This is a genomic window from Rheinheimera lutimaris, assembly GCF_013283795.1.
GTDB classification, from domain to species: Bacteria; Pseudomonadota; Gammaproteobacteria; order Enterobacterales; family Alteromonadaceae; genus Alishewanella; species Alishewanella lutimaris.
Genome location: NZ_JABSOD010000011.1, coordinates 89,248 through 111,584, shown reverse-complemented (window position 1 = coordinate 111,584; position 22,337 = coordinate 89,248). Strand labels below are relative to the sequence as shown.

Genomic DNA, 22,337 nt, shown 5'->3' with positions numbered 1-22,337 from the left:
CAACCGATCTGAAAAATTCTTATCTGATCGGCATTAGGGCATGCCCGGCTTTTTACTCAACAGAGTATTAAATAGTCTTCAAGATTTTTTTTGATCAAATCTATTTATTAAATCAAGTATTTTGCTGGTTAAATCTAAGGTGTCTGAGTTGTTGTTTTCATTGTGACTTTTTAAATTAATTGGCTTTTCTGGTTGTTCGTTTCTCACCAGCATTTGACGCGCTAGGTCGGTTTGCAGTTTTAATCTTTCTTCTTTATTCATAGATTGTATAAAGCCAGATACGGCGCTATAACTTAAATCAAAATCTTCATATTTTCTTTGTGCTTCTCGGTGCTTGTTTGATTCTTTAGCGAGATATGCAAATGGAATGGTAAAGAAAAATATTGCGCCGTATTTTAAAGTTACATCTTTCCAATCAAAAGTGTCGAGTACTCCGATAAGAGATAATAATACTATACCGGCTGATACACCAAGGCACCCTAAAGCAACGGCTCTCAAAAATGTCGCGTGTTCTTTCTCTTCATTTGCTCGTAGTGAATGTTTCTGAGTTACCTGATCTACTGCGACAGAAATCGACAATTTGTTTAAGTATTCGACGTTTGATTCTATTTCAATGAGTTTTTCTTCACTGTAAGAACTGACCTTTTCCAATTCAGCTTCAATTTTTTCATTCAACTCGGAGACTGTTTTGTTAAGCTCGAAAACCCTTCTTGACTCCTCCTCAATTTTTTCTCTTAATTTGAAGTTTTGCTCTGACATCGCGCCAATTATCTTGCGCTCTAATATATGAATTCCTGGGTTATTGCTGTTGCTAAATGAGGCCAGAGATCGCTCAATGTCACTGAGATCAAGACTATTTGTTATTTCTTCTGTCAATGCGGTCAAAGATCCATATATTTCTTCGGGGTCTCCAATGATGTTTTTTGTATTCTGGTCGCTCAGATCTATTTCTGATTGATTTAGAATGTTTTTGTACTTTATAGCAGCTGACTTCAATTGATATATTGAGTCCATTGTGGTTATTAAATTAAAGTCATGTTTTTTGTTTTTAAATGAATTCTTTATTTGTTCTATAGATGAACAAAATGCCTTATATATTGATATGCATTGGTTTATGGAGAGTTGGTCTGAATCAATTAGGCCTGCTTCAAGTCTTTTGACCAAATCAGGAATATCTAAAAAATTAGAAGAGGCATTGTTATTACTTAAATTTTCTGTGCTTTCCATGGTGATCTCTAATATTAATTTCTAGATACTTTTCGCAATTAATTCAGCCTTAAGCAGTCCGCCTTTCGTTAGTAACCTTGCTGAAAAATTGGGGCGACGTTTGGCTTTGTAGGCGTCGTAAATCTGCTTTAATCCTTCCGCTGTTAACAGCGAAATATTTACCTCGGTATCCATCTCTGCGGACTCGATAAAGTCCTGCGAGAAACTGGGTGCGATGATCAGCACTTGTGCTACCCGTTTGCCCTGATTTTCACAGCGGTTTACGTAAGCTTTGATCTGGCGGGATGTTGCTGAGTATTTGGCAAAATCACCTTCTTTGCAGGTTTTCGCTTCGCCAATAATGATATCGTCGTCACTGATAGAAATAATAATGTCGGCTTTATCTTTAGCGGTATTTATCGTCTTACGCAGTTCTTCGTCAACGTCCAGTTCCAGCTGTTCAAGAATGGTTTTTGTCGCTTCTTCAAACTTCACGCCAATATCTGCTTCGTTAATTTCGATACCAACAGCTTTGAGCGCTGACAAATCGCGCTTAGCCAGCGCCGCGTAGTTTTCAATTAGTTTGTCATTGGCATTGGCGAATGCTTCCAGAATGTTTGTTCTTGGGTTGCCTTTTCTGGGTAATTTAAGGTTATCGCGTAGCTCTTTTACTTCATCATTATTTAGCAGGTATAAAACGTCATGCGGCGTAATACTTAACGCCCGTAGGCGCTCAACGTTGATTTCTTCCGTCTCTTCAAGCTCATACTCGTACCGGATGCGCTGTACTAATGTTTCCGGAGCACCAGTTGCATCTGTACCTTGAAAGTTCTGCACCAGAGCATCAAACATTTCTTTATAGCCGGTGGCGCTAATGGCATCAAACTCGCGGTCGGCGGCCGTATTCAGGCTTTGCAAAATGACATCAATGCGTTCATCAAGCGTGAAGCCTATTTTGTCAGCGTCGATATCCAAATCAGCGATAAGTTGTTTTAAGCGCTCTTTACGTTTGTTTTGGTTGTCAGCTTCATCGAATAAATCGCGTGACAACATATCACGCACGGCGATACCGGAATGCAGAATGGTACTGATTTTTTCGCCCCGGCTAACACCGCGAATGCGCTTACCATAGCTTTTTAAAATATTCGATAATTCTGCGTCAGACAGCACCCGTAAGATCCTTAGCAGATGCTTATTGGCCAGTTCTTTACCTTGGATTTGATTTAATACCGTGACCACTTCATCTGGAATTAGCACTTCGGATGTTTTGCGATTAACGAATATCACACCCATATCGCGCAGCTCTTGCAGACAGTTTTCTACTGTTTGCTTTCCGGCTTTGATTGGTTCGGATAAATGTTCTATCGCTACCACTTCATCATGAGAAATTTTCAGATGATGAGCCAGCGTATTTAGAATGCTGCGTTCGTCGTCGGTAATGTTTGCCTGGCGATTAATTCTCTCATCGTTTGTATAGGCCACGTTTAGACAATCACGGAAAATTTTTAGCCGATGTGCATGACCATAGTCTTCCGTAAGGTTGCTATCGAGATCTTGTTGGATCTGCTGTGCCAGGGCGTCTAATGCTTCCCACTCACGGTTATAAAGTTGTTCAACCCACGATATACGGGCAATACCGTTACCATCACGGGTAAGAATGTTTATCAGCAGTGCCATAGACGCATCGCTTAGTGCCAGTTTCTCCCGAATTGAATCCTGATACTGAATTGCAACAGCATTGAAAAGGTGCGTAATTTCACTACCAGATGCGTCTTTAATCTGGCGATTAACTTTACTCAGCGCTTGTGAAATCACTTCATCACCGGGAGCTGCTGATGAGCATAATTTGTCCAGACACGTAATGAACTTAGATTTTTCTATCTGGTTTAATGTGGACAGTACGTGGCTCAACTTCATCAGACATCCCTTTCTCGTTATTTTGGCCAACAAAGAACTACTTTCAAAAGTAATTGAAGTTCTTAATTTTTATCAGGTTGTACCGAATACCCAATCTAGAACATAACCAATGGATGCGCAACTTCAAAAAAAATGACGTTACGGCTGAGTGGCAGTCAAAATACAGCTGACTCTTAATGCTTTGTCACGGTTAAAAGACAATCCCTAAACTTGTTATCTGCCCGCAGAGTTTCAGTTTTTCGAATGCAGCCAAACTGTTACTGTTTCCAGTAAGTACCTGGCTTGCAATAGGCATTCAGTTACAGCCGCATCTTCGACTAAATCGCCTGAGTAATCGGTAATATTGCGCTGTTTTCTAAGTGCATCAAGAACAATCATTCTGTCAGTTTCAATGCCCACAGTTTTAACCAGTGATTGAATTAACGTTTGATGATGTCCGGGTTTGCTGGTTAGCGTCCGAAAGCCCGACGCCTGTAAAGACGAATTAGCCAGTTGCATAATGGCTTTGTAGGCTGCGTCAAAGCGGGTTTCGTTGCTTAAACCTGTCAGCTCAGCATCTTTGAGATTGCGTTGCGCAGCTTCCAATAGTCGCTGTATGGCAGTGCTATCGGGTTCAATGCGCTCCAACGACTTCCCTATCAGGTTGTCTAATGTCATCCGTGTCTCCTAGTATCGGCAGCATCGGGCTGGCGAGTATATGCTTGATAAAACCAGATTGTGCATTTAGTGCGTCCTGCCACTCATTTACGGAATACAACTTTGGGTTTATCTCGCGCCCCAGCTCTTGCTGAGCCGGGTACAGTGCGGCCACCACTTCAGCATAGCCGGCATTGCCGACTAACAAAACATCAATATCGCTGGCCGATGTTGCTTTACCGCTGGCAACAGAGCCATAAACGGCTGCAAACTGCAGCTTGTCAGTTAGCGGTTGTAGTGCGTGGCGCAGTACATCAGCCAGGCCGCTGGTTTTGCGCATAATGCTGCTGAGCTCGTCAAACAGAATGCAATTGGCGTCCGCCTGATAATAGGTTTGGTTACCTTGCAAGGTCTTTTTTAAAATACCGGCGTCGGCCAGTTTCGCCAGCTCTTTATGCAAAGTACCGGGTTGGGTATGTGTTAAGCGGGCAATTTCACGCATGTGAAACGCTTGGTCCGGCTGCAACAGCAGTAAGCCAAGCACCTGACGGCGGTATTCCTTAAACAACAGTGAAGCTAGTGCAGACATAATAAACTCAGGTGAAGCCAAATAAGCTACAAGTGTAGTCTTTTTTGCTTCACTTGGTCAATTTTAGACTCCTACACAAAAATGTGAATTGAGCCTTTGGTTGGCATTTACCGCAGCTTTGGTGGCGGTGTTCAGCTGATTTAAGCCTGATCCGGTATTTCCGGCTCAGTCAGCAGGGCCAGCAACTGCAGCGATTCCTGCCAGCCGGCATAGCAAAACTCCAACGGTATCGCATCGGGTATACCGCTTTGCTCAATAGTCAGCTCAGTGCCGCACAATACCGGCTTTAACCGGATAGTTACCAGCATTTGGCCCGGCAGGTTAGGGTCGTCAAACTGGTCGTTGTAGCGGATCAGTTCGTTTGGTTTCAGTTCTAAATAAGTGCCGCCAAAGCTGTGGCTTTGGCCGGTATTAAAATTGGTAAAGCTCATCTTGTAGCCACCACCGACCCGCGCATCCATACTGTGTACCTTGCCGGTAAAACCATGTGGCGGGCACCACTTGGCTAAGGCGTCAGCATCTAAAAAGGCGCGGTATAACCGCTCTGGCGTGGCTTTTATAACGCGGTGCAGTGTTACGGTATTGCCTGACATAACAAATCTCCTGTGAGAAAGGCGGAAGCAAAGCACCGCAGTAAATGGCTGTATCACAGCTTAGTCGAAACAGCAGGGATCGTTTCGACAGGTGGGGAGAAATTTGTTTGTGGCAATATTTTGCATCGGGCATAACTGCAATTATACTTGCACTTATATGTTGAGTGGGGGTGCTTATGGCGCAAATTACTATTTATCTGGATGACGAGCTAATCCAGCAGGTAAAACAATCTGCGGCTGAAGCGAAGGTATCGCAAAGCCAGTGGATTGCCGATCTTATTCGGCAACATTGTCATACTGACTGGCCTTTAGCTGTAAGAGAAATGGCCGGTAGCTGGCAAGTATTTCCTGAGCAAGAGGAAATACGCGCTGAACAAGGTAAAGATACTCCGCGAGAGCCGCTATGAAGTATGCGTTGGATACCAATACGCTGATCTATTTTTTTAAGGGGATGGGCAACGTTGGACAAAAGCTAATGATGCAAGCTCCCGGCGATATCATGCTGCCGGCAGTAGTGTTGTATGAACTGGAAACCGGTATTGCCAAATCGCAGTCTCCGGCTAAACGCCGTGACCAGTTAAGTGAACTACTAAAGGTGATTCAGATTATACCATTTGAAGCCAAAGCGGCCCGTATAGCGGCAGATATTCGTGCTGATCTGGAGCAGCAAGGCCGTATGATAGGGCCATTGGATAATCTTATTGGCGCAAGTGCGATAGCGGCAGGAGCAATACTGGTTACGCGCAATACCAACGAGTTTTCCCGCATTGCAGGCTTGGTTGTGGAAAACTGGTTTTAATGAACCGCACTGCGCCAAGTGGCTGAAAAACCCTGCCCAAGCCTCTTGCTGGCGCTAATACAACCAGCCAGAATAGCGCTACTTTGCTGCAGAGGTGGTTATGGTTAATCTGGCCTTGCTGGGCGCGTTTATTCCGACGTTTTTATTTGTCTCGGTGACACCGGGTATGTGCATGACACTGGCGATGACATTGGGCATGAGCCAGGGTGTGCGCCGTACTTTGTGGATGATGTGGGGCGAAATGCTGGGTGTGGCGCTGGTAGCAATACTGGCGGTATGCGGCGTGGCGGCGATAATGCTGCAGTTTCCGGCGGTGTTTCAGTGGTTTAAAATAGCCGGCGCCTGCTATCTGGCGTATATCGGCCTGCAAATGTGGCGCGCTAAAGGCAAACTGGCCTTGCCGCAACCGGGTGAACTGCCGGCGTTAATGGCGCGGCGTACTTTGTTTAGTCAGGGTTTTATTACCGCGGTGTCTAACCCCAAAGGCTGGGCGTTTCATATGGCGCTGTTGCCGCCGTTTATGGATAGCCAACTGGCGTTTTGGCCGCAGTTGCTGGTGCTGGTGGTGATTATTATCTTACTGGAATTTGGCTCTATGCTGCTATACGCCAGCGGCGGCAAAGCGCTGGCGCTGTTTTTCGGCAAAGCCAACCGCGTACAGTATTTAAACCGCATCGGCGCCAGCCTGATGTTTGGCGTGGCGCTTTGGATGCTGCTGGGGTAAAACCTGTTTAACGCTGGATGACGAAATCAGCTTTGCTGCGGCGGACCTTTTTCAGGTTAACCAGCCAGTCGCCTTCCACTTCACGATAGCCCAGTGGTAACAGCAATACAGATTTCAGCCCCAGTTCTGCCAGGCCCAAAATGGCGTCGACTTTTTCCGGTTCGAAGCCTTCCATCGGTGTTGCATCTACTTGCTGCTCTGCTGCCGCCAGTAAAGCGGAGCCCAAACCGATATACGCCTGACGGGCGGCATGTTCAAAGTTTTGCTCTGCCGGGCGCTGTGGATAGTGGTTTAACAGTTGCTGGCGGTATGCTTCCCAGCCTTCGTTTTTAAAACCGCGCTGCTCGTTAACTAAATCGAACATGCTGTTAATGCGCTCGGCGGTGTAATTATCCCAGGCTGCGAATACCAGCAAATGCGAGCAATCTGTCACTTGTGACTGATTCCAGGCCACCGGACGAATTTGTGCTTTCAGTTCCGGGTCAGTCACCACCAATACCTGATACGGTTGCAAGCCACTTGAGCTGGCACTTAAGCGAATGGCTTCTAAAATAGGCTCCAGTTTGTCATCCGGCACCGCGTTGTTGGCTTGCAGTTTTTTAGCGGCATAGCGCCAGTTTAGTAAATGCGTAATTTGTGACATCGTTACTTCCACTTTGTTTTTGTACTTAGCGGTATGTAAGTGCTGTCAGGCGGTGTTTCAAGGCCGCCGGATAATTATTTTTTGCCGCCTGCTGCAGCACTGTTTAGCGCATGAATGGCAAAACTGCCCAGCCAGTGGCCGCCTTCGTAGCTGTCGCCAATCAGGTTGGGGTAAGAATGCGCCAGATGCTGGTCGGCCACCTTACGTAAATGCGCATACTGCGGGTACTGTCCGGCCAGGGCATACAGGTTCCATGCGCGGCTGAAGTTTAAGCCATCTAAGTGCACCAGCTTGCCGTCGGTGCGGTCGCTGACTTTACCCACCGCCAGGCTGTACTGCGGGTTGGCCAGTTGTGGCATAAAACCGTTAAGCCAGGGTAAGAATTGCTCAGCCGGCAAAATGCGCTGCATCAGGCCGATTTCTTCCAGGCAGGGTGAGATAAAATCGTAACCGCTGGGTTCCCAGTTAATCGGGCAGTTTTTGTCTTGCAGAAAATAGTCTTTTGCCCGTTGGGTAATTAACTGCTGTAGCGCCGTGTGTTTGCGGTTTACGGCATAATCGTAGGCGAAATTTAAACCAAAGGCGGTATTGGTGTGCTCACCCACCCGCACCGGATATAACAACCGGGGTAAAAAGCCGGTATAGCGCTCAACAATCAGATCGGCCAGCGGCTGCAAGTTAGCGGCCAGTTGCGCTGCCATCGGATCTTGCCAGCTATGCAGTTCATCAGACAATTTTAACAGCCAGGCCCAGCCGTAAGTGCGTTCGAACGAGGCATTAATGTCTTTGCTGAAAAACGCCACTTCCTGTGCCACTTTATCTGCCGTTAAATTGCGCTGCAGAATAGCTTTTACAGCGGCGGCTTGTTCAAGTTCAGGGAATTGGCGCAGCAAGGTAACCAGTGACCAGTAGCCGTGTGCCGCACTGTGCCAGTCGAAGCAGCCGTAAAAGATCGGGTGTACTACCGATGGTGGTTGTAAATCGGCGGCGCTGGCCAGCACTACTCCGGTTTTATACGGGTAGGGTGTCTCGACACAGTGCAGCGGCAAGCTTACCAGTTTATTGGCTTCGGCCAGGTTAAGTGTATGGCTGTTTTGTGCCACGGCTTTGCCGGCCAGGCAAGCGGATAATAACAGTATGCCGGTTAATATTGTGCTTAATTTCATTACGTTACCTTGATACCAGGCTGAGGGTGTTTGTCAGGTTAACGTAATTTGGCCACGCTGTCTGTGCCTGCCGGGCGCAACTTAACGTAAATACAACGCACTGAACCGATCAAGGTTGCACCAGTGCAGCGAACGTGGATAATTCAACCTGTCTTATCATAACAACCTGCAAGCATGAGAACATAATGAAAACACCTTACCTGTTAATTGCAGCAGCACTAAGCGTGAGCTTTGCTGCAACTGCTGACGAAGGCCAGTGGCAGCCGCACCAGCTGGCGCAGTTACAAACTGAACTTACCGCGAAGGGCATTGATATTCCGGGTAAGCAGCTGGCCGATTTAAGTCAGTACCCGATGAACGCTATTGTCAGTCTGGGGTATTGCTCGGCGTCTTTTGTCTCGCCTGATGGCCTGGTGGTCACGAATCATCACTGCGCTTATAACGCCATTCAAAATAACTCGACCAAAGACAATAACCTGATTGAAAAAGGTTTTTTGGCGAAAACCAAAGCTGAAGAGTTACCAGCCGGTGCGCAGGAGCGCTTATATATTACCGAGTCTGTTACCGATGTAACCGCACAGGTATCGGCTGGTTTAGCGCCGGAGCTAACCGGTGCGGCGCGTTACGAAGCTATTGAAACTAACCGTAAAGCGCTGATTAAAAGCTGCGAGAGTGATGCCAACTACCGTTGCTCGGTGGTGAGCTTTCATCATGGTTTAGAGTATTTTCAGATTAAACAGCTGATGCTGCAGGATGTGCGGCTGGTGTATGCGCCGTCAGAAGCCGTGGGCAACTTCGGTGGCGATATTGATAACTTTGAATATCCGCGCCATACCGGCGATTACAGTTTTTTGCGCGGCTATGTCGGCAAAGACGGTAAACCGGCCGCGTATTCGCCGGATAACGTGCCATACCAAAGTAAAACGTTTTTAAAAGTGAACGCCGCTGGCGTACGGGCGGGCGATGGCATTTTACTGGCAGGTTATCCCGGTCGTACCAGCCGTTACCGCTTAGCCGGTGAAATTGCCTTTGCCGCCAACTGGCAGTATCCGGCACAGGTAAAAACCTATCAGCAAATTATAAATACTATTGACCGCTTAAGCGCAGCAGATGCGGATCTGAAAGTAAAATATGCCTCAACGGTAAAAAGCCTGAACAACCGGATGAAAAAGCTGCAGGGCTTACTAGATGGCTTTAAGGTGACGGATATTCACGCCATAAAACAGCAGCAAGAGCAGGCGCTGCTGGCTTGGATCGGCAGCGACAGCAGCCGTAAGCCTTATCAGCAAAGCATTGCTGAGTTGGCGCAAGTGATTGACGCTGAGCAGGCTTTTACCCGGCAAACCTATTATTTTGACAATGCTAAGCGTAGCGATGTGCTCAAAGCGGCGATGACCTTATACCGGTTGGCGAAAGAAAGCCAAAAGCCGGACGCTGAGCGTGAGATGGGCTATCAGCAGCGCGATTTAAGCATGATTGAAAGCCGCTTAGCCCGGATGGAAAAAAGCTTTGATCCTGTAATGGATTTGGCTATTTGGTCGGAGCAATTGGCAGAATATCTGGCCCAACCGGATGCGGTGCGGGTAGCAGAGTTAGATAGCGCCCTGGGGCTTAGCGCCGGTATGAGCCAGGCTGATATCAGTGCAAAACTGGCGGCTTTATATCCGCAAAGCGGGTTAACCAACACTGCCGGCCGTAAAGCCTGGTTGGGTAAAACACCGGCTGAGTTTGTGCAAAGTGACGACCCTTTTATTCGCATCGCCGTGGCTATATACGCAAAAAACAACGCGCTTGAGCTGGAAGAAAAAACCATCAGCGGCCAGTTGTCGCAAGTGCGCCCCGCGTATATGCAGGCGGTTATTGCCTACAACAATACGTTAGGTAAGCCGGTATACCCGGATGCTAACAGCACCTTGCGTATTACCTATGGCAGTGTTGACGGTTACCCGGCGGTGGATGGTGTGTACAAAACGCCGTTTACCTCGGTGAAGGGCTTAATTGCCAAGCGCCGCGATGAGTATCCGTTTAATGCACCGCAGAAACTGGTAGACGCTTATAATAACGGCCAAACCAGCGGTTATTTTTATCAGGATTTAGCCGCTAAAGCGCAGTTGCCCTGGCATTGCAAGTTGTTCAGCTGTCCACAGCCAGAAGTAACAGCCTTTAACTCGGTGCCGGTAAACTTCTTATCCAGCGCAGACACCACCGGCGGTAACTCCGGTTCGGCGGTAATGAACGGCAAGGGTGAGCTGGTGGGATTAAACTTCGACTCTACCTATGAGTCGATCACCAAAGATTGGTATTTTAACCCGGAAATTACCCGCGCCATTCACGTGGATATCCGCTACGTATTGTGGTTGATGCAATATGTGGATGGAGCACAAAACCTGTTGGATGAAATGGAAATCGTCAGATAGTCACAGCCTGCCGGTATAGCAGACAAAGCAGCCGCGGCGCTTAATGCGCGCGGTTGCAATGTTATTTCAGCTGAACCTGTTGCAGCGAAGGGCCGGTTGAAATGCTGATTGGCCGTGCCGGTACATCGGCTTCTGACAGCAGGCTTTTATGCCACACCCGCAAGGTGTAATCACCCGGCGGAACATTGTGCAATACTGCCAAACCCTCGCTGTCACTGCGGCTATAGTAGGGCGTGTCCAACACCACGACCCAGGCAATCATATGGTCGTGAATGTTACAGCCCAGTGCCGCCACGCCGGCTTGCTCAAACACCACCGGCTCGGTTGGCGTGCCAACATAAAGTTTTATTTCAAACTGTTTTATCGGTGAAAACGAGTACACATGGTGGCGCACGGTATCTTCATTCGGAAAGGTCACCGCGGTACCGCGCGGAATAACCAGTACTTCCGGCACAAAGGTAGTATTGCGTTGAATAATATTGGCTGTGGCTTCAGCTTTTACCGCCGCTGAGGCTGCTGCCGATTGCAAAAACACCACAGCGCCGGCCACTGGCTGAGCGCTGTTGTTTTGTACCTGCACCTGCAATGATGCGGCTGACGCCGGCGGTTGCAGCAAAAACAAGCCTGCTGCTACCAGGCTGTAATACCGGTTAAGGTTCAATGGCAATACCCGCCAGCGCGCTGCCATCGGCCAGGACACCCAGTTTTGTGGTTTTGCCGCTGGTTAAATCTATCCGGTACAGGGTGCTTGCCGGCATGTCAGCGCTGCTTACAGCGATAAAGCCGATATTGTTCAGATCTGAAATATCAAACGATACTTGTTGCAGCGCCGTAAGGCCTAAGCTACCCACAGTAAATAATTGGCCGGTATTGGGTGATACCGCCGGCGTAACGCCTTCAACAGTACCTTGTGTCAGCAGATTACCGCTGGCTTTGTCGATAGCATAATTCGTGGTGAGTTTGCTGTCTTGCTGGTTGTAGGTATAAGCCGCTGCTGTAACAGCCGGTGTTTTACCATAGTGCGGGTCGCCCTCAGCATATTGTAATGTTGGATCAGTTGAGGCTAAAGCACCGGTGACGGGGTGCAGACGCAGATTCTGGCCTTTGTCATTCACCACCCGGATACGGTCGGCCGCCGGGTTAAAATCGAAACCAAACTGGCCCGGCTGTAAGGTGCCGGCAGGTAAAGCTGTACCCACTGCGGTTAGTGCGCCGCTGGCGGTGTTAACGCTGTAAAGCTGGCCTTTATCCGACAACGCAAATAACACACCATAGGCGACACGATAATCTATACCCAGCAGCGTTTCACCGTCAGCCAGGCCCGTCAGGGCTTTTTGCTCAATGACGTTTTGTGGTGCTGCAGGATTTACTTTAATTAACCGGTTACTGTGGTTTAGCAACCACAGTACTTCGTTGCCCTTTAATGCGGGTATGTCTGCGGCAACGCCGGTTGACAACAGGCTGCTAAGCGTCAGCAGCGAAGCCACTAAAGTGGGTGTCGTTATAGTCATATTATTGATCCTTGTTTGCTGTAGCCGGCCGCCGGCACGATGACCGTGTCAGCAGTATACACAATAACCGTTTGCTAAGGCTCGGTGTTTACTGCCATTTGTTTACGCTATACAAATGATAATTGTTATTATTTGTGTTTTGTGCTAATAATGCCTGCCTTGGTTATAGGGACGAAATCGCACAGTAGTTACCACAATAGTGACGTAACATGGCCGTGCATGATAGGTAAGGCGAATGAAAGCAAGATTCCGCGACAGCATGACCTGGCTCCACACCTGGTCGGGGCTGGTTGTTGGCTGGGTGTTGTTTGCGGTGTTTTTTACCGGCACGCTGGCGTTTTTTCAACACGAAGTTACAGACTGGATGCAGCCTGAATTGCAGCATAAAGCGCAGGCTGAACAAAGCCTGACGCAGGCACAGGCGTTTCTGAGCAAAAAAGCACCGGATTCTGCGCGTTGGTCTGTGTCATTGCCTGATCAGCGCTCAGCTACCACCACGGTGTTTTGGCGTGATGCCAACGCCGGCGGTCGCGGTTTTAAGCGTGCTACGCTTGATGGCAATGGTGAGGAAGTTGAGTTAAGAGAGAGCCGTGGCGGCAGCTTTTTTTACCGCTTCCACTTTGACTTACACTATATGCCGGTGCTGTGGGCCCGTTGGCTGGTCGGCATTTGCAGCATGTTTATGCTGATAGCTATTATCAGCGGCGTAATTATCCACAAAAAGATATTCAAAGATTTCTTCAGCTTTCAGCCGGGCAAGGGGCCGCGCAGCTGGTTAGACGGGCATACCATTACTGCTGTACTGGCGCTGCCGTTTCATTTAATGATCACCTACACCGGGCTGGTTACGCTGATGTTTATGTACTTGTCGTGGGCGATTTCGCTTGGCTTTGGCGATCGTAACAGCCTGTTTGAAAGCTTAACCCGCCAGCCGGCTGCGGTGGTGGCCAGCGGAGAGGCTGCCGCTATGTTGCCGCTGCAGCAGTTGTATCAGCAAGCTGCGGCAACACTTAATGGCGCAGCAATCTCTTTTGTGGCAGTAAATAACCCGGGCGATGTTGCCGCCACAGTGCAGTTTACTGAAGGCAGTACGCAGTCACTTATTGTACCCGGCCGCACATTAGTGTACTCCGCCGTAACCGGCGAATTGCTGAACCAGCTGCAGCCGCAACTGGTGGCTGAGCACACCCGGCGCACTATGGTAAATTTGCATGCCGGCCGTTTTGCCGGGTTGCAGCTGCGCTGGTTGTACTTTATCTCCGGCGTTATGGGCGCGCTGATGATCGCCACCGGGCTGGTGCTGTGGTCAGAGAAACGGCTGAAAAAGCTGCATGCTGATAACAAGATCCCGTTTGGGCAGCAACTGGTGCGCTGGTTAAATGCCGGCGTTATTTTAGGCTTGCCACTGGCTGTCGCGGCCTATTTTTATGCCAACCGCTTATTGCCGCTTACGCTGGAAAACCGTGCAGAGATGGAGATCCACTGCTTTTTTGCCGGCTGGGCGTTTATGCTGTTGTATCCGCTGCTGCGCGGTATCAGCAACAGCTGGCGCGAGGGCGCCATGCTAACAGCACTGGCGTATTTATTGTTACCGCTGCTGAGTGTGTTAACAGTGCCGCGCAATATACTTAGTTACCGTTTTCCTGCTGATACTACCTTGCTGGCCGTCGATTTGATGTTGTTATTAAGCGCCGGTGGCTTTTTTCTGCTCTGGCGTTTTACTGTACGTCGTAAGGCGGCCGCTAAGCAACACCGCGACACCGCACAGGAGCTGGTATGTCGTTAATATCACACCCCCGTATACAACTTAGCTATCGCCTGCTACTGGCCATTGGCGGCGGCTTTTGCCTGAGTATTTTGGCCACAGCAACCTTGCCGGTTTTGCTGGTGCTGTTTGGAGCAGATAAAGCCGGCGCTTTTGTCTGGCTGATGCTGTTGAGTTTTGTCTGGTACAGTCTGATTATTCTGTGGGTAATAAGCACCAGGCGGTTAGCCAGAACCAGCGTAATCTTGCTGTTGTTAAGTGCCGGCTTATATTTGAGCCTGGTTTACACCGCGCCGCCGGCAGATTTACGCACCAAAGCGGAGCAAACAAGATGATGTTGCTGTGGTTACTATGTTTGGCTGGCTTTACGCTGCTGAGCCTGGCGATGCCTCGCTACCGCCGGCTGTTTGGCTTACGCCATTTAAGCGCCCGTGCAGAGCGTATCTGGCGGCTGAGCGGCTTTGCACTATTACTGCTGTCTTTATTGCTGGTGCTGCAGCGCCAGCAGTTGGCGGAAGACTTAGTAACCTGGTTTGGTATTCTGACCATGGCAGCACTGCTGGTGGCATTGGTATTGGCATACCGGCAGCGGTTTTAACTGCTGTTATTTAACCTGATACCGCGCCAGAAACAACGCTATCGCTTCATTGATAATATGCGCCTGTTGCGCCGGAGTGTGTTGCTCCAGGCCAAATAAACTGGGGTAAAACACAAAGGACTTCAGCTGATAAATAAACTGCTTACCGGCAAAGGGGATATTGGTAATCTGCAGCACGCCGGCAGAGCAGGCGTCGGTTAAAAAGCTGTCTATGTAGCGCTTGCAACCCAGGCTGCTGTCGCTCATCAGCTGTGCCAGTTCCGGGCGCTGCATTACCTGCATAATGGCAATTTTGGCCACGCGTAAAAAAGCTGCGGAGCTAAGTAAGGCGACCTCATCTTCGGCTATTTTACGCAGTTGCTGCTCAATAGGCTCTGTCGCGTTAAAACGCACTTCACCGCTCTGCGCCAGCTTGTCGAACATACGCTGCAAAATCGCCTGAAACAGTGCGTCCTTAGTGGCGAAATGGTTGTATACCGTGCGCTTTGATACTTTAGCCTGCAGTGCCAGCTGATCCATACTGGTATGTTCCACACCGCTGCTGTGGAAAAGCTCTTCTGCCGCATCAAGTATTTGCATGCGTTTTTTGTCAGTTAGTTTCATCATTTTAAGCCTTGCTCTGGTGCGGCCATTGTAGCCCGGTGTAGAAAAAACTGCACTAACCAGTTTACTTATTCGTTTTTATATGTAAACTGAACGGTGTAGTTTACGTTTGGTGAGCTTATGGGCAAATTAATGAAACCACTACGCTGGCTGGCGGGCAGCCTGGCGTTGACAGGGGCGGGAATAGTGATGCTGAATGCAAAAATTGTGGCGAGTGTAGATGCAACAACCTTAACGGATGCCAGTCGGTATCAGCAGGGTAAGTTTCACAATGAACAGGCCTTTGAACAACCGGGTTTGCTGAAAACACTGGCAATTGCCAAGCGCTATTTTACTGAACCGGCGGTAGATAAAGTGCCGGCCAAAACCATACCGCTACAGCCGCTGAGCCGGCAGCAGCTTGATGCCTTGCCGGACAATGACGTGCACTTTGTTAAACTGGGGCATTCATCCGTGTTGTTAAAGGTATACGGCGAATACTGGCTGCTGGACCCGGTGTTTTCGCAGCGTGCTTCGCCATTTTCTTTTTTAGGTCCAAAACGCTTTCATCAAACGCCAATCAGTATTGCTGAGTTGCCGGCTATTGCTAAGGTGCTGATCTCACATAACCATTATGACCATTTAGATAAAGCCAGCATTAAACAATTGGCGGCGAAAACCACGCAGTTTCTGGTGCCGCTGGGCGTAGAAACCGACTTACAGCAATGGGGTGTGGCAGCAGAGAAAATCCAGCGTTTTGACTGGTGGCAAGAGCAGATAACTGACAAGACGCTTATCGCCTTTACGCCAACGCAGCATTTTTCCGGTCGCGGCATCGGCGATGGCAACACTACTTTATGGGGCTCCTGGGTAATTAAAACCACAGCCGGTGCAGTATATTTCAGTGGTGATTCCGGTTACTTCGATGGCTTTAAGCAAATAGGCAATAAATACGGCCCGTTTGATATCAGCTTTATTGAAACCGGAGCTTACGACAATGACTGGGCACATATCCATATGACACCTGAGCAAAGCGTGCAGGCTCATTTGGATGTAAAAGGCCGGGTGATGGTGCCGGTGCATAACGGCACCTTTGATTTAGCCTTTCATGCCTGGTACGAACCGCTGGAGCGGGTAAATGTTGCTGCAAGACAAGCTGACGCAGTGCTGTTAACACCACAGTTTGGTCAGGTGGTGTCAATGTCACAACTATATAGCAGTGTGGCACAGAACAGCTTTTGGTGGTTGGCGCTGATGCCGCAAACTGACGTTATAACGTCCGCGGCTGCCGTTGCAACCGCGGAGTAACAGGTTGCCCGGCCGGAGAACGGTGTCAGCGTTTGTCGCTGCTACTGATATCCAACCCGGCATTGCGGCATACCCGCTGCAGCAAACTGTAGGCTTCGGTAATGGCCGCTTCGTTGGCTTTACGTTCGCTGATGTCCTGGTGCGTACCTGTCATTAGTCTGGGCTGGCCCTGGTCGGTGCGGCTAATCACTTTGCCTTGGGTCAGCACCCATACCCAATGGCCGTTTTTGTGTTGCATACGGCACTCTAATTCATAAAACGGCAGCTCGCCGGCGAAGTGGCGTTGCAGTAAGCGCTCAGAATGCGCCTTATCGGTGGGGTGTACCAGTTTCAGCCAGGTGTCGACACTCAACGGCAGTAAGTCGTATAAATCATAGCCGAGCATTTCTGCCCAGCGTTCATTAAAAATGGCATCGCCGGTTTGTACGTTCCACTCCCAGGTGGCCAGCCGCGAACTGTCGATAAAGGCGGCTAAACGTTGCCGGTGTTGTTCCAACAGCGCCTTATCACGCTCCAGCTGTGTTGCCTGGCTGGCTAAAGTGTTGCGGGCAATTTCTGCTTCGGCCAGCGCAGCTAAATCCTGCAACAGTGTCAGTTGCAATGTGTTTAGTTCGCGGGGAATGTCATCAATAATGCATAAGGTACCCAGCGGCAGGCCATCGACAGAATGCAACGGCACGCCGGCATACAGCCGGATAGCCGGCTCGCCGGTAACCAACGGGTTATCAGCAAAACGCTGATCGGCGGTGGCATCCGGAATGTACAATAACTTATCGTTAAATACCGCATGGGCGCAAAACGATACATCGCGCGGCGTTTCTGTGGCTGCTAAGCCCTGGCGTGATTTAAACCATTGCCGCTTTTCATCGACCAGTGACAACAGTGATATTTTGCAGCCAAATAACGCCTGCGCCAGCCGGGTAAAGCGGTCAAAACCGGCGTCGGGCTGTTCATTTAACAGGCCGGATGCGATAAGTGACTGTAAGCGTTCTATTTCGTTATCAGGGGTAGCAGGGGCTTGCATAGAAAGTGCTCATTAAAACAGTAACGAAAGGAGTTAAAGTGTACGCCAAAGCGCTGCTGTCTGCTAACCGTGTTTGGCTAAATCGGCCACAATAATCAGCGCGGCCTGACACAATACTGTGCCACAGTAAGTGCAATGCCCGGGCCGCGCTGGCGGCGCCCGGGCAACTATAATACCGCGCTTTAGTCTTTAGCGGGTTCAGGCGGCAGGCTGGTGCTGGCTTCGGCATCTTGTTGCGGGCTGGCCAGTGTTGCTTGCTCAGCATTAACCGGCATAGCGCGTGACTGCTGGTTAATCTGGTAAATTTGCTCGGTATTGGACAAATCCTGTGAGTTTTTAATGTTGGCAATGGTTTCGCGTTCAGACAGAAAGCTTTGAATATCGTCTAAAATGGCCTGCATTTCCTGCGGGTTTTCCTGCATTTCCAGAATATGCCGCGGATGCTCAACATTTTTTGCGCCGCTGTCGGCAAAAGTACTGCTCATAATGCGTGAACTGATGATCCACGGCGTTAATGACGAGCGCATCACATAGTTTTCTGATGAAGTGGAATCGTAAATGCCTTTGCCGGTGGTTAATTTGCTTTGGGTGTAAGTACCTTCGCATTTTAAGTACACCAGTAAGGAATTAAAATTCAGCTCGGCCCAAAAAGTATGGCTGTAGTTTTCCAACAGGCGGCCAAAGCTGTGGCAAATCAGCCAGCTGAAAATCAGGCTTAATATAAATTGGCTTTCATTAAACAGGTTAACGACAAAATCCTGTGTAGCAGCATCGGCCGGGCGTGCCAGAGCCGTGTATTCGCGTACCAGCGTCAGCACAGTTTGTGCTTCAAACAGCAGGTAAAACAGAATAAACGGGCCGATAAGCAGCAAAATCTGGCCGCTGACGGTGGCCCACAAGCGTAACTGTTTAAACAGCGCCGTGTGTTCCAGCGGCGCATAAGCCGGTTGGGTTTCAATCATCACTTCGCCGCTGAAATCGCCTTTGCTTTCCGATTGCTCGTTCAGGTTCGGGCTTAGCTCACGGTATACGCGGTTAGGGATTTCCTTGTAGCGGCGGTTGGCCATGACAATATTGTCGATATTAACAAACAGCTCACGCGGGTGAATGTTTTCCTGCCAGTTAGCGCGGTACTCCGATACCTTGGTTTGTGCCTGCACCTTGGCCGTGCGCTGCTTGAGCAGCATAAAAATAAAAGCGCCACTGAGCGCGGTAAACAGCAGCACCAGCAGTAACTGCGGTGTTACCGCGAAACTGTGTAATTCTGCAGTTTGCAGCTCGCTGACAAAGCGTTGTACGTCGGGTTGTTGCAGTAAGTAGTTAATGGCTAAACCCAGCAGCACCGGCGCCAGAATGGCAAAGGCCATAATTTTTGCCAGCTGCAGATTGCCCTGAGTTTCAATGCTTTTTTCGGCCTGACGAAATACCGTGCTGGCGCTGCGCCAGCTTAAAATTAAATACACCACCAGCACAAAAGAGAAAAACGGCAGCAAAATATCACCGGTGTCACCGGCCAGCCCGGTTAAGCAAACAAAGGCCGTTAGCGCATAAGCCACCAGCGCGACCACGGTGGCAATTAAGGCGCCGGCAAAACGTTGCGCTAAATTACGTAGCGGGTAGGGTAGAAAAATCAGCTTGGGAACTAAGGTATGCACTAAGCGGGAAATAAAACCGACCGGCTCAACAAAGGTTTTATTTTTGCGGCCCATCAGCATTTCTTCCAAATCAATGCTTTTATAGTGTGGTTGTTCCAGCTTGGCTGTTTCACGTTCAGACTTGCTGTAGTTTGCCGCCAATGAGGTAGGCACACTGCGGCCGACAAAAAAGCGCAGCATTTGGAAAATACCGCTGCCCAGTGCCCGTAAACCGCCAGCCAACAATACAAAGCCCACCGCGGCGTAAATCCAGGCGAGCGTTTTATCCTGCTGTACCAGGCCAACCACCTGCAGCAGCGGGTAAATGCCCAGCAGGCTTACCACCAGGCCACGTAGCGCCCGCAGCAAACCTTCGGCTTTAAACGGGTTACGGATCCCTAACGACTCACTACCATAATCATACGCCATGGTGACTTCCTTTTATAAATCACGTTATTGAAAACGCAGCTATCTTGCCTGACTGCAGCCGTTTTGCAATGCTCAGCCGGATAGTTTTAGCGGAAAATGTGGCGGTTGGCGAATAAATTATCCGGCGTGGAAAAAGGGTGCCCAATACCTGCAGCACCCGCCAGGAAAGTGTAGCGACAAAAGTTGCGAAGAAAGGTAGTGGACAATCAGTTTAAAAAGGCGTGGATCTGCTGTGCTACAGCACTGATCCCCACCACACCATCCAGATGACCGAAGCTACCGGGAATTTCAGCATAGTGTGGCTTATTGCCGGCGGCTGTCATCGCTTCCGCACTATGCTTACTCAGTTGCGGTGGCAGCAGCAAATCGCCGGTTGCAGGTAAAAACAGCGTTTTGGCCTTAACCCGGCTAAGCGCGTGTTGCCAGTTGTCGCCCATTCCTGCGCGCCAGAGCTGCGAGGCGCGCACCAAATACAGAATATGGTTGGCATCTTGTTTTTCGGCGCGCAGCCGCGCTTGTGCCAGCAATTGCTGCCAGGCCTGTGGCAGGGCAGTGATATCCTGATGTATGCCGGCATCCGCGCTTATTGCGCTGTAGCGCGGGTTAAAACTGTCCGGGTGCAGCGCATCCTGGGTAATATAGGCCAGTGCGGTACTCAGACCCTGCAGCGGCTGGCCGCTATCATAGTAGTTACCGTTATGCCAGGCCGGGTCTTGCAAAATAGGGTAGGCCCAGCGCTGTAATTTAATGGCGCTGTAGGTATCCATATAGGCGCTGCCGATCACCGGGATTAAGCGCTGCACCTGCTCCGGGTAGCGCACAGCCCATTCTATTGCCTGAAACGAGCCCATTGACGGACCAATTACAGCGTGCAATTTAGCAATACCCAGGCTGTCGAGCAGGGCTTTTTGTACTTCGACAAAATCACCAATGGTAACCACCGGAAAGCTTAAGCCATAGCGTTTGCCGGTGGCCGGGTTTATTGTCGCCGGACCGGTGGTAATAACGTTGCTGTCAAACGCATTGGCATTGACCGGGGTATCGCTGCTGATCACATAAAACTTATCTGTGTCTATCGCCTTACCCTGGCCAATGATGGCATCCCAGTAGCCGGGCGCGGCATCATCCGCATGGTATTTACCGGCGGCATGGCTGCTGCCGGAAAAATAATGCGTAATTAAAATGACGTTGGATTTATCGGCATTCAATTTGCCGTAGGCTTCCCAGCCAACGTTTAGCGGAGCAATAGTCTGGCCGTTTTCGGTAGTAAAACTGTCCAGCGTAAAACGCTGTTTTTGCACCAACATAGCCTGGACGGTGCCGGATGCGATAACGCATAAAAATAAAATTATTTTACTAAACATGGTGTTGTCTCCGGTTAAAACCACTGAAACAGCGCTATTGCCAATATAGTGCCGAGCACAGGCATTAACACGCTGACTACTGCTACCGGCCAGTAAGCATTTTGGTGCGTTTCACCACAAATAGCACGAATAGTGGTAACCACATAGCCGTTGTGCGGCAAAGAGTCTAACGCACCGGAGGAAATCGCTACTACGCGGTGCAATTGTTCCGGGTCGACACCGCGGTCGAGATAATGCGGTGCAATTTCCGGCAGGGCAATAACCTGGCCACCTGAAGCCGAACCGGTTAAACCTGCAATGGCGCTGACTGCTACGGCAGCGCCTACCAGCTCAGGCCCGGGCAGATGGGTCATATAATCGACCACACTGTTAAAGGCCGGAGTTAGTTTAGCTACCGCACCAAAGCCCACTACAGCGGCGGTATTACCAATGGCTAACAGTGCGCCCAGCACGCCTTCGTTAGTGGCAGCTGCCGGGTTATGTAAAAAGCGGAAGTTGAGTAAATACAGGCTGATAACACCACCGGCCAGCGCAAGAATCAGCGCCGCTTGTTGCAGGCTGTCATGCAACAAAAACGAGGTAATCAATACCACTAACAACGGCAGCAGGCCGGTCAGCCAGTGTGGTAGCGGTTTATCCGTTAATACCGGATCGCTGCTGCGGGCAGCAAACTGCTCGCCTTTTTTCGTGGCCGATTTAATCATCCACATAAGGGCAAAATAGCCGCCCACGGCCATAAACAATGCCACTATGATACTGACCTGCCAGCCGGCGTAAGGCGTAGTGCCTAAATACGGAATAGGGATCCAGTTTTGTATTTCCGGTGAGCCTGCCGAGGTCATGGTAAAAGTGACTGAGCCCAGTGCCAGCGTAGCCGGAATAAAGCGCCGCGGCAGGTTGGCGCCTTTAAATAAGCTGACGGCCATTGGATAAGCGGAAAATGCCACTACGAATAAACTGACACCGCCATAGGTAAGAACAGCACAGGCCAGCACAATAGCCAGCACGGCACGGGTATGGCCTAAGCGCTTTACAATGGCCAGCGCCACTGCATCGGCAGCACCGGTATGTTCCATCAGTTTGCCGAAAATAGAGCCGAGCAAAAACATTAAAAACCAGGCGGCAACAAAACCGGAGAAACCGGACATATAGCCATGCACAAAATCAGCTTTATCTGCCAGCTGCCAAAACGGAATATCGTTGGTTATTGCTACCAGCAGTGCACACAGCGGTGCGGTAATAAACAGGTTAAAACCACGCATAGTCAGCACTATTAACAGGCCAAGCCCGGCCAGCAACCCGAGAAGACTCAACATCTTGTTATCCTTATTCTCATTTTCATTTAGTCTGATACAGGACAGCGGGCATCACCATAGTACTAAGGTACAGGTTAAAAATTCTGCGTTTGCGCCTACAGTAAGGCCATACCAAT

The 22,337-nt window shown here is 49.6% G+C and carries 22 protein-coding genes; 8 read left to right on the top strand and 14 right to left on the bottom strand.

All coding sequences use genetic code 11. The features are described 5' to 3' along the window. Positions 1–78: 78 nt before the first annotated feature. The 5 genes from HRH59_RS12420 to HRH59_RS12400 form a co-directional block, all read right to left on the bottom strand. Positions 79–1,227 carry a hypothetical protein gene (locus HRH59_RS12420; RefSeq protein ID WP_173501586.1) on the bottom strand — a complete coding sequence of 383 codons (1,149 nt, stop codon included), beginning with the start codon at positions 1,225–1,227 and terminating at the stop codon, positions 79–81. Between the two features lie 21 nt (positions 1,228–1,248). Then, positions 1,249–3,123, bottom strand: a complete 1,875-nt coding sequence (locus tag HRH59_RS12415; RefSeq protein WP_173501585.1) for a hypothetical protein — start codon at positions 3,121–3,123, stop codon at positions 1,249–1,251. Positions 3,124–3,354: 231 nt separating this feature from the next. Further along, positions 3,355–3,780, bottom strand: coding sequence for a DNA-binding protein (locus tag HRH59_RS12410; protein WP_173501584.1), 426 nt, complete (start codon positions 3,778–3,780; stop codon positions 3,355–3,357). Next, the gene (locus HRH59_RS12405) at positions 3,737–4,348 is read right to left on the bottom strand and encodes a nucleotidyltransferase domain-containing protein (protein ID WP_173501583.1); all 612 of its coding nucleotides are present in this window, start codon (positions 4,346–4,348) and stop codon (positions 3,737–3,739) included. Before HRH59_RS12405 ends, HRH59_RS12410 begins: the two co-directional genes overlap by 44 nt. Before the next feature lie 140 nt (positions 4,349–4,488). Further along, positions 4,489–4,941, bottom strand: a complete 453-nt coding sequence (locus tag HRH59_RS12400; protein WP_173501582.1) for an SRPBCC family protein — start codon at positions 4,939–4,941, stop codon at positions 4,489–4,491. 176 nt (positions 4,942–5,117) lie between these two features. Between HRH59_RS12400 and HRH59_RS12395 the strand changes: the two genes are divergently transcribed. From HRH59_RS12395 to HRH59_RS12385, 3 genes are all read left to right on the top strand, one after another. Then, the gene (locus tag HRH59_RS12395) at positions 5,118–5,348 is read left to right on the top strand and encodes a ribbon-helix-helix domain-containing protein (RefSeq protein WP_173501581.1); all 231 of its coding nucleotides are present in this window, start codon (positions 5,118–5,120) and stop codon (positions 5,346–5,348) included. Next, the gene (locus HRH59_RS12390; RefSeq protein ID WP_173501580.1) at positions 5,345–5,740 is read left to right on the top strand and encodes a PIN domain-containing protein; all 396 of its coding nucleotides are present in this window, start codon (positions 5,345–5,347) and stop codon (positions 5,738–5,740) included. Before HRH59_RS12395 ends, HRH59_RS12390 begins: the two co-directional genes overlap by 4 nt. Before the next feature lie 100 nt (positions 5,741–5,840). Continuing rightward, positions 5,841–6,464, top strand: a complete 624-nt coding sequence (locus HRH59_RS12385) for a LysE family translocator (RefSeq protein WP_173501579.1) — start codon at positions 5,841–5,843, stop codon at positions 6,462–6,464. Between the two features lie 7 nt (positions 6,465–6,471). Here HRH59_RS12385 and HRH59_RS12380 read toward each other — a convergent pair whose 3' ends face one another. Both HRH59_RS12380 and HRH59_RS12375 read right to left on the bottom strand, forming a co-directional pair. Beyond that, entirely contained in the window at positions 6,472–7,107 is a 636-nt protein-coding gene (locus HRH59_RS12380) for an NAD(P)H-dependent oxidoreductase (RefSeq protein ID WP_173501578.1), read from the bottom strand. Positions 7,108–7,181: 74 nt separating this feature from the next. Continuing rightward, on the bottom strand, positions 7,182–8,273 hold the full coding sequence (locus HRH59_RS12375) for a DUF2891 domain-containing protein (RefSeq protein ID WP_173501577.1): 1,092 nt from the start codon (positions 8,271–8,273) through the stop codon (positions 7,182–7,184). Between the two features lie 185 nt (positions 8,274–8,458). On the opposite strand from HRH59_RS12375, the gene HRH59_RS12370 reads away from it, so the two are divergent. Next, positions 8,459–10,690, top strand: a complete 2,232-nt coding sequence (locus HRH59_RS12370; protein WP_173501576.1) for a S46 family peptidase — start codon at positions 8,459–8,461, stop codon at positions 10,688–10,690. Positions 10,691–10,751: 61 nt separating this feature from the next. Here HRH59_RS12370 and HRH59_RS12365 read toward each other — a convergent pair whose 3' ends face one another. Both HRH59_RS12365 and HRH59_RS12360 read right to left on the bottom strand, forming a co-directional pair. Then, positions 10,752–11,378, bottom strand: a complete 627-nt coding sequence (locus tag HRH59_RS12365; RefSeq protein WP_218573513.1) for a methylamine utilization protein — start codon at positions 11,376–11,378, stop codon at positions 10,752–10,754. After that, positions 11,341–12,201 (bottom strand): DUF4394 domain-containing protein, encoded by an 861-nt coding sequence (locus HRH59_RS12360; protein ID WP_173501575.1) that lies wholly within the window; start codon positions 12,199–12,201, stop codon positions 11,341–11,343. The genes HRH59_RS12365 and HRH59_RS12360 overlap by 38 nt, the downstream gene beginning before the upstream one ends. A 235-nt stretch (positions 12,202–12,436) precedes the next feature. On the opposite strand from HRH59_RS12360, the gene HRH59_RS12355 reads away from it, so the two are divergent. The 3 genes from HRH59_RS12355 to HRH59_RS12345 are packed head-to-tail and all read left to right on the top strand — an operon-like array spanning position 12,437 to position 14,564. Next, on the top strand, positions 12,437–13,987 hold the full coding sequence (locus HRH59_RS12355) for a PepSY-associated TM helix domain-containing protein (protein ID WP_218573512.1): 1,551 nt from the start codon (positions 12,437–12,439) through the stop codon (positions 13,985–13,987). Then, positions 13,978–14,301, top strand: a complete 324-nt coding sequence (locus tag HRH59_RS12350) for a hypothetical protein (RefSeq protein WP_173501574.1) — start codon at positions 13,978–13,980, stop codon at positions 14,299–14,301. The genes HRH59_RS12355 and HRH59_RS12350 overlap by 10 nt, the downstream gene beginning before the upstream one ends. After that, a complete protein-coding gene (locus tag HRH59_RS12345) occupies positions 14,298–14,564 on the top strand; it encodes a DUF3325 family protein (RefSeq protein WP_173501573.1) in 267 nt (88 codons plus the stop codon). The genes HRH59_RS12350 and HRH59_RS12345 overlap by 4 nt, the downstream gene beginning before the upstream one ends. A gap of 6 nt (positions 14,565–14,570) precedes the next feature. On the opposite strand, the gene HRH59_RS12340 is transcribed toward HRH59_RS12345, so the two are convergent. After that, complete coding sequence (locus tag HRH59_RS12340) at positions 14,571–15,170, bottom strand: TetR/AcrR family transcriptional regulator (RefSeq protein WP_218573511.1); 600 nt, start codon at positions 15,168–15,170, stop codon at positions 14,571–14,573. Between the two features lie 129 nt (positions 15,171–15,299). Between HRH59_RS12340 and HRH59_RS12335 the strand changes: the two genes are divergently transcribed. Continuing rightward, entirely contained in the window at positions 15,300–16,454 is a 1,155-nt protein-coding gene (locus tag HRH59_RS12335; protein ID WP_173501572.1) for an MBL fold metallo-hydrolase, read from the top strand. A gap of 25 nt (positions 16,455–16,479) precedes the next feature. On the opposite strand, the gene HRH59_RS12330 is transcribed toward HRH59_RS12335, so the two are convergent. The 4 genes from HRH59_RS12330 to HRH59_RS12315 all read right to left on the bottom strand — a co-directional run bounded on the left by HRH59_RS12330 (position 16,480) and on the right by HRH59_RS12315 (position 22,221). Continuing rightward, the gene (locus tag HRH59_RS12330) at positions 16,480–17,478 is read right to left on the bottom strand and encodes a PAS domain-containing protein (protein WP_173501571.1); all 999 of its coding nucleotides are present in this window, start codon (positions 17,476–17,478) and stop codon (positions 16,480–16,482) included. Between the two features lie 182 nt (positions 17,479–17,660). Beyond that, entirely contained in the window at positions 17,661–19,541 is a 1,881-nt protein-coding gene (locus tag HRH59_RS12325; RefSeq protein WP_173501570.1) for a hypothetical protein, read from the bottom strand. A 206-nt stretch (positions 19,542–19,747) separates the two neighbouring features. Next, positions 19,748–20,905, bottom strand: coding sequence for an E22 family MetX-like putative esterase (locus tag HRH59_RS12320; protein ID WP_173501569.1), 1,158 nt, complete (start codon positions 20,903–20,905; stop codon positions 19,748–19,750). Positions 20,906–20,919: 14 nt separating this feature from the next. Beyond that, positions 20,920–22,221, bottom strand: coding sequence for a GntP family permease (locus HRH59_RS12315; RefSeq protein ID WP_173501568.1), 1,302 nt, complete (start codon positions 22,219–22,221; stop codon positions 20,920–20,922). Positions 22,222–22,337: the final 116 nt, after the last annotated feature.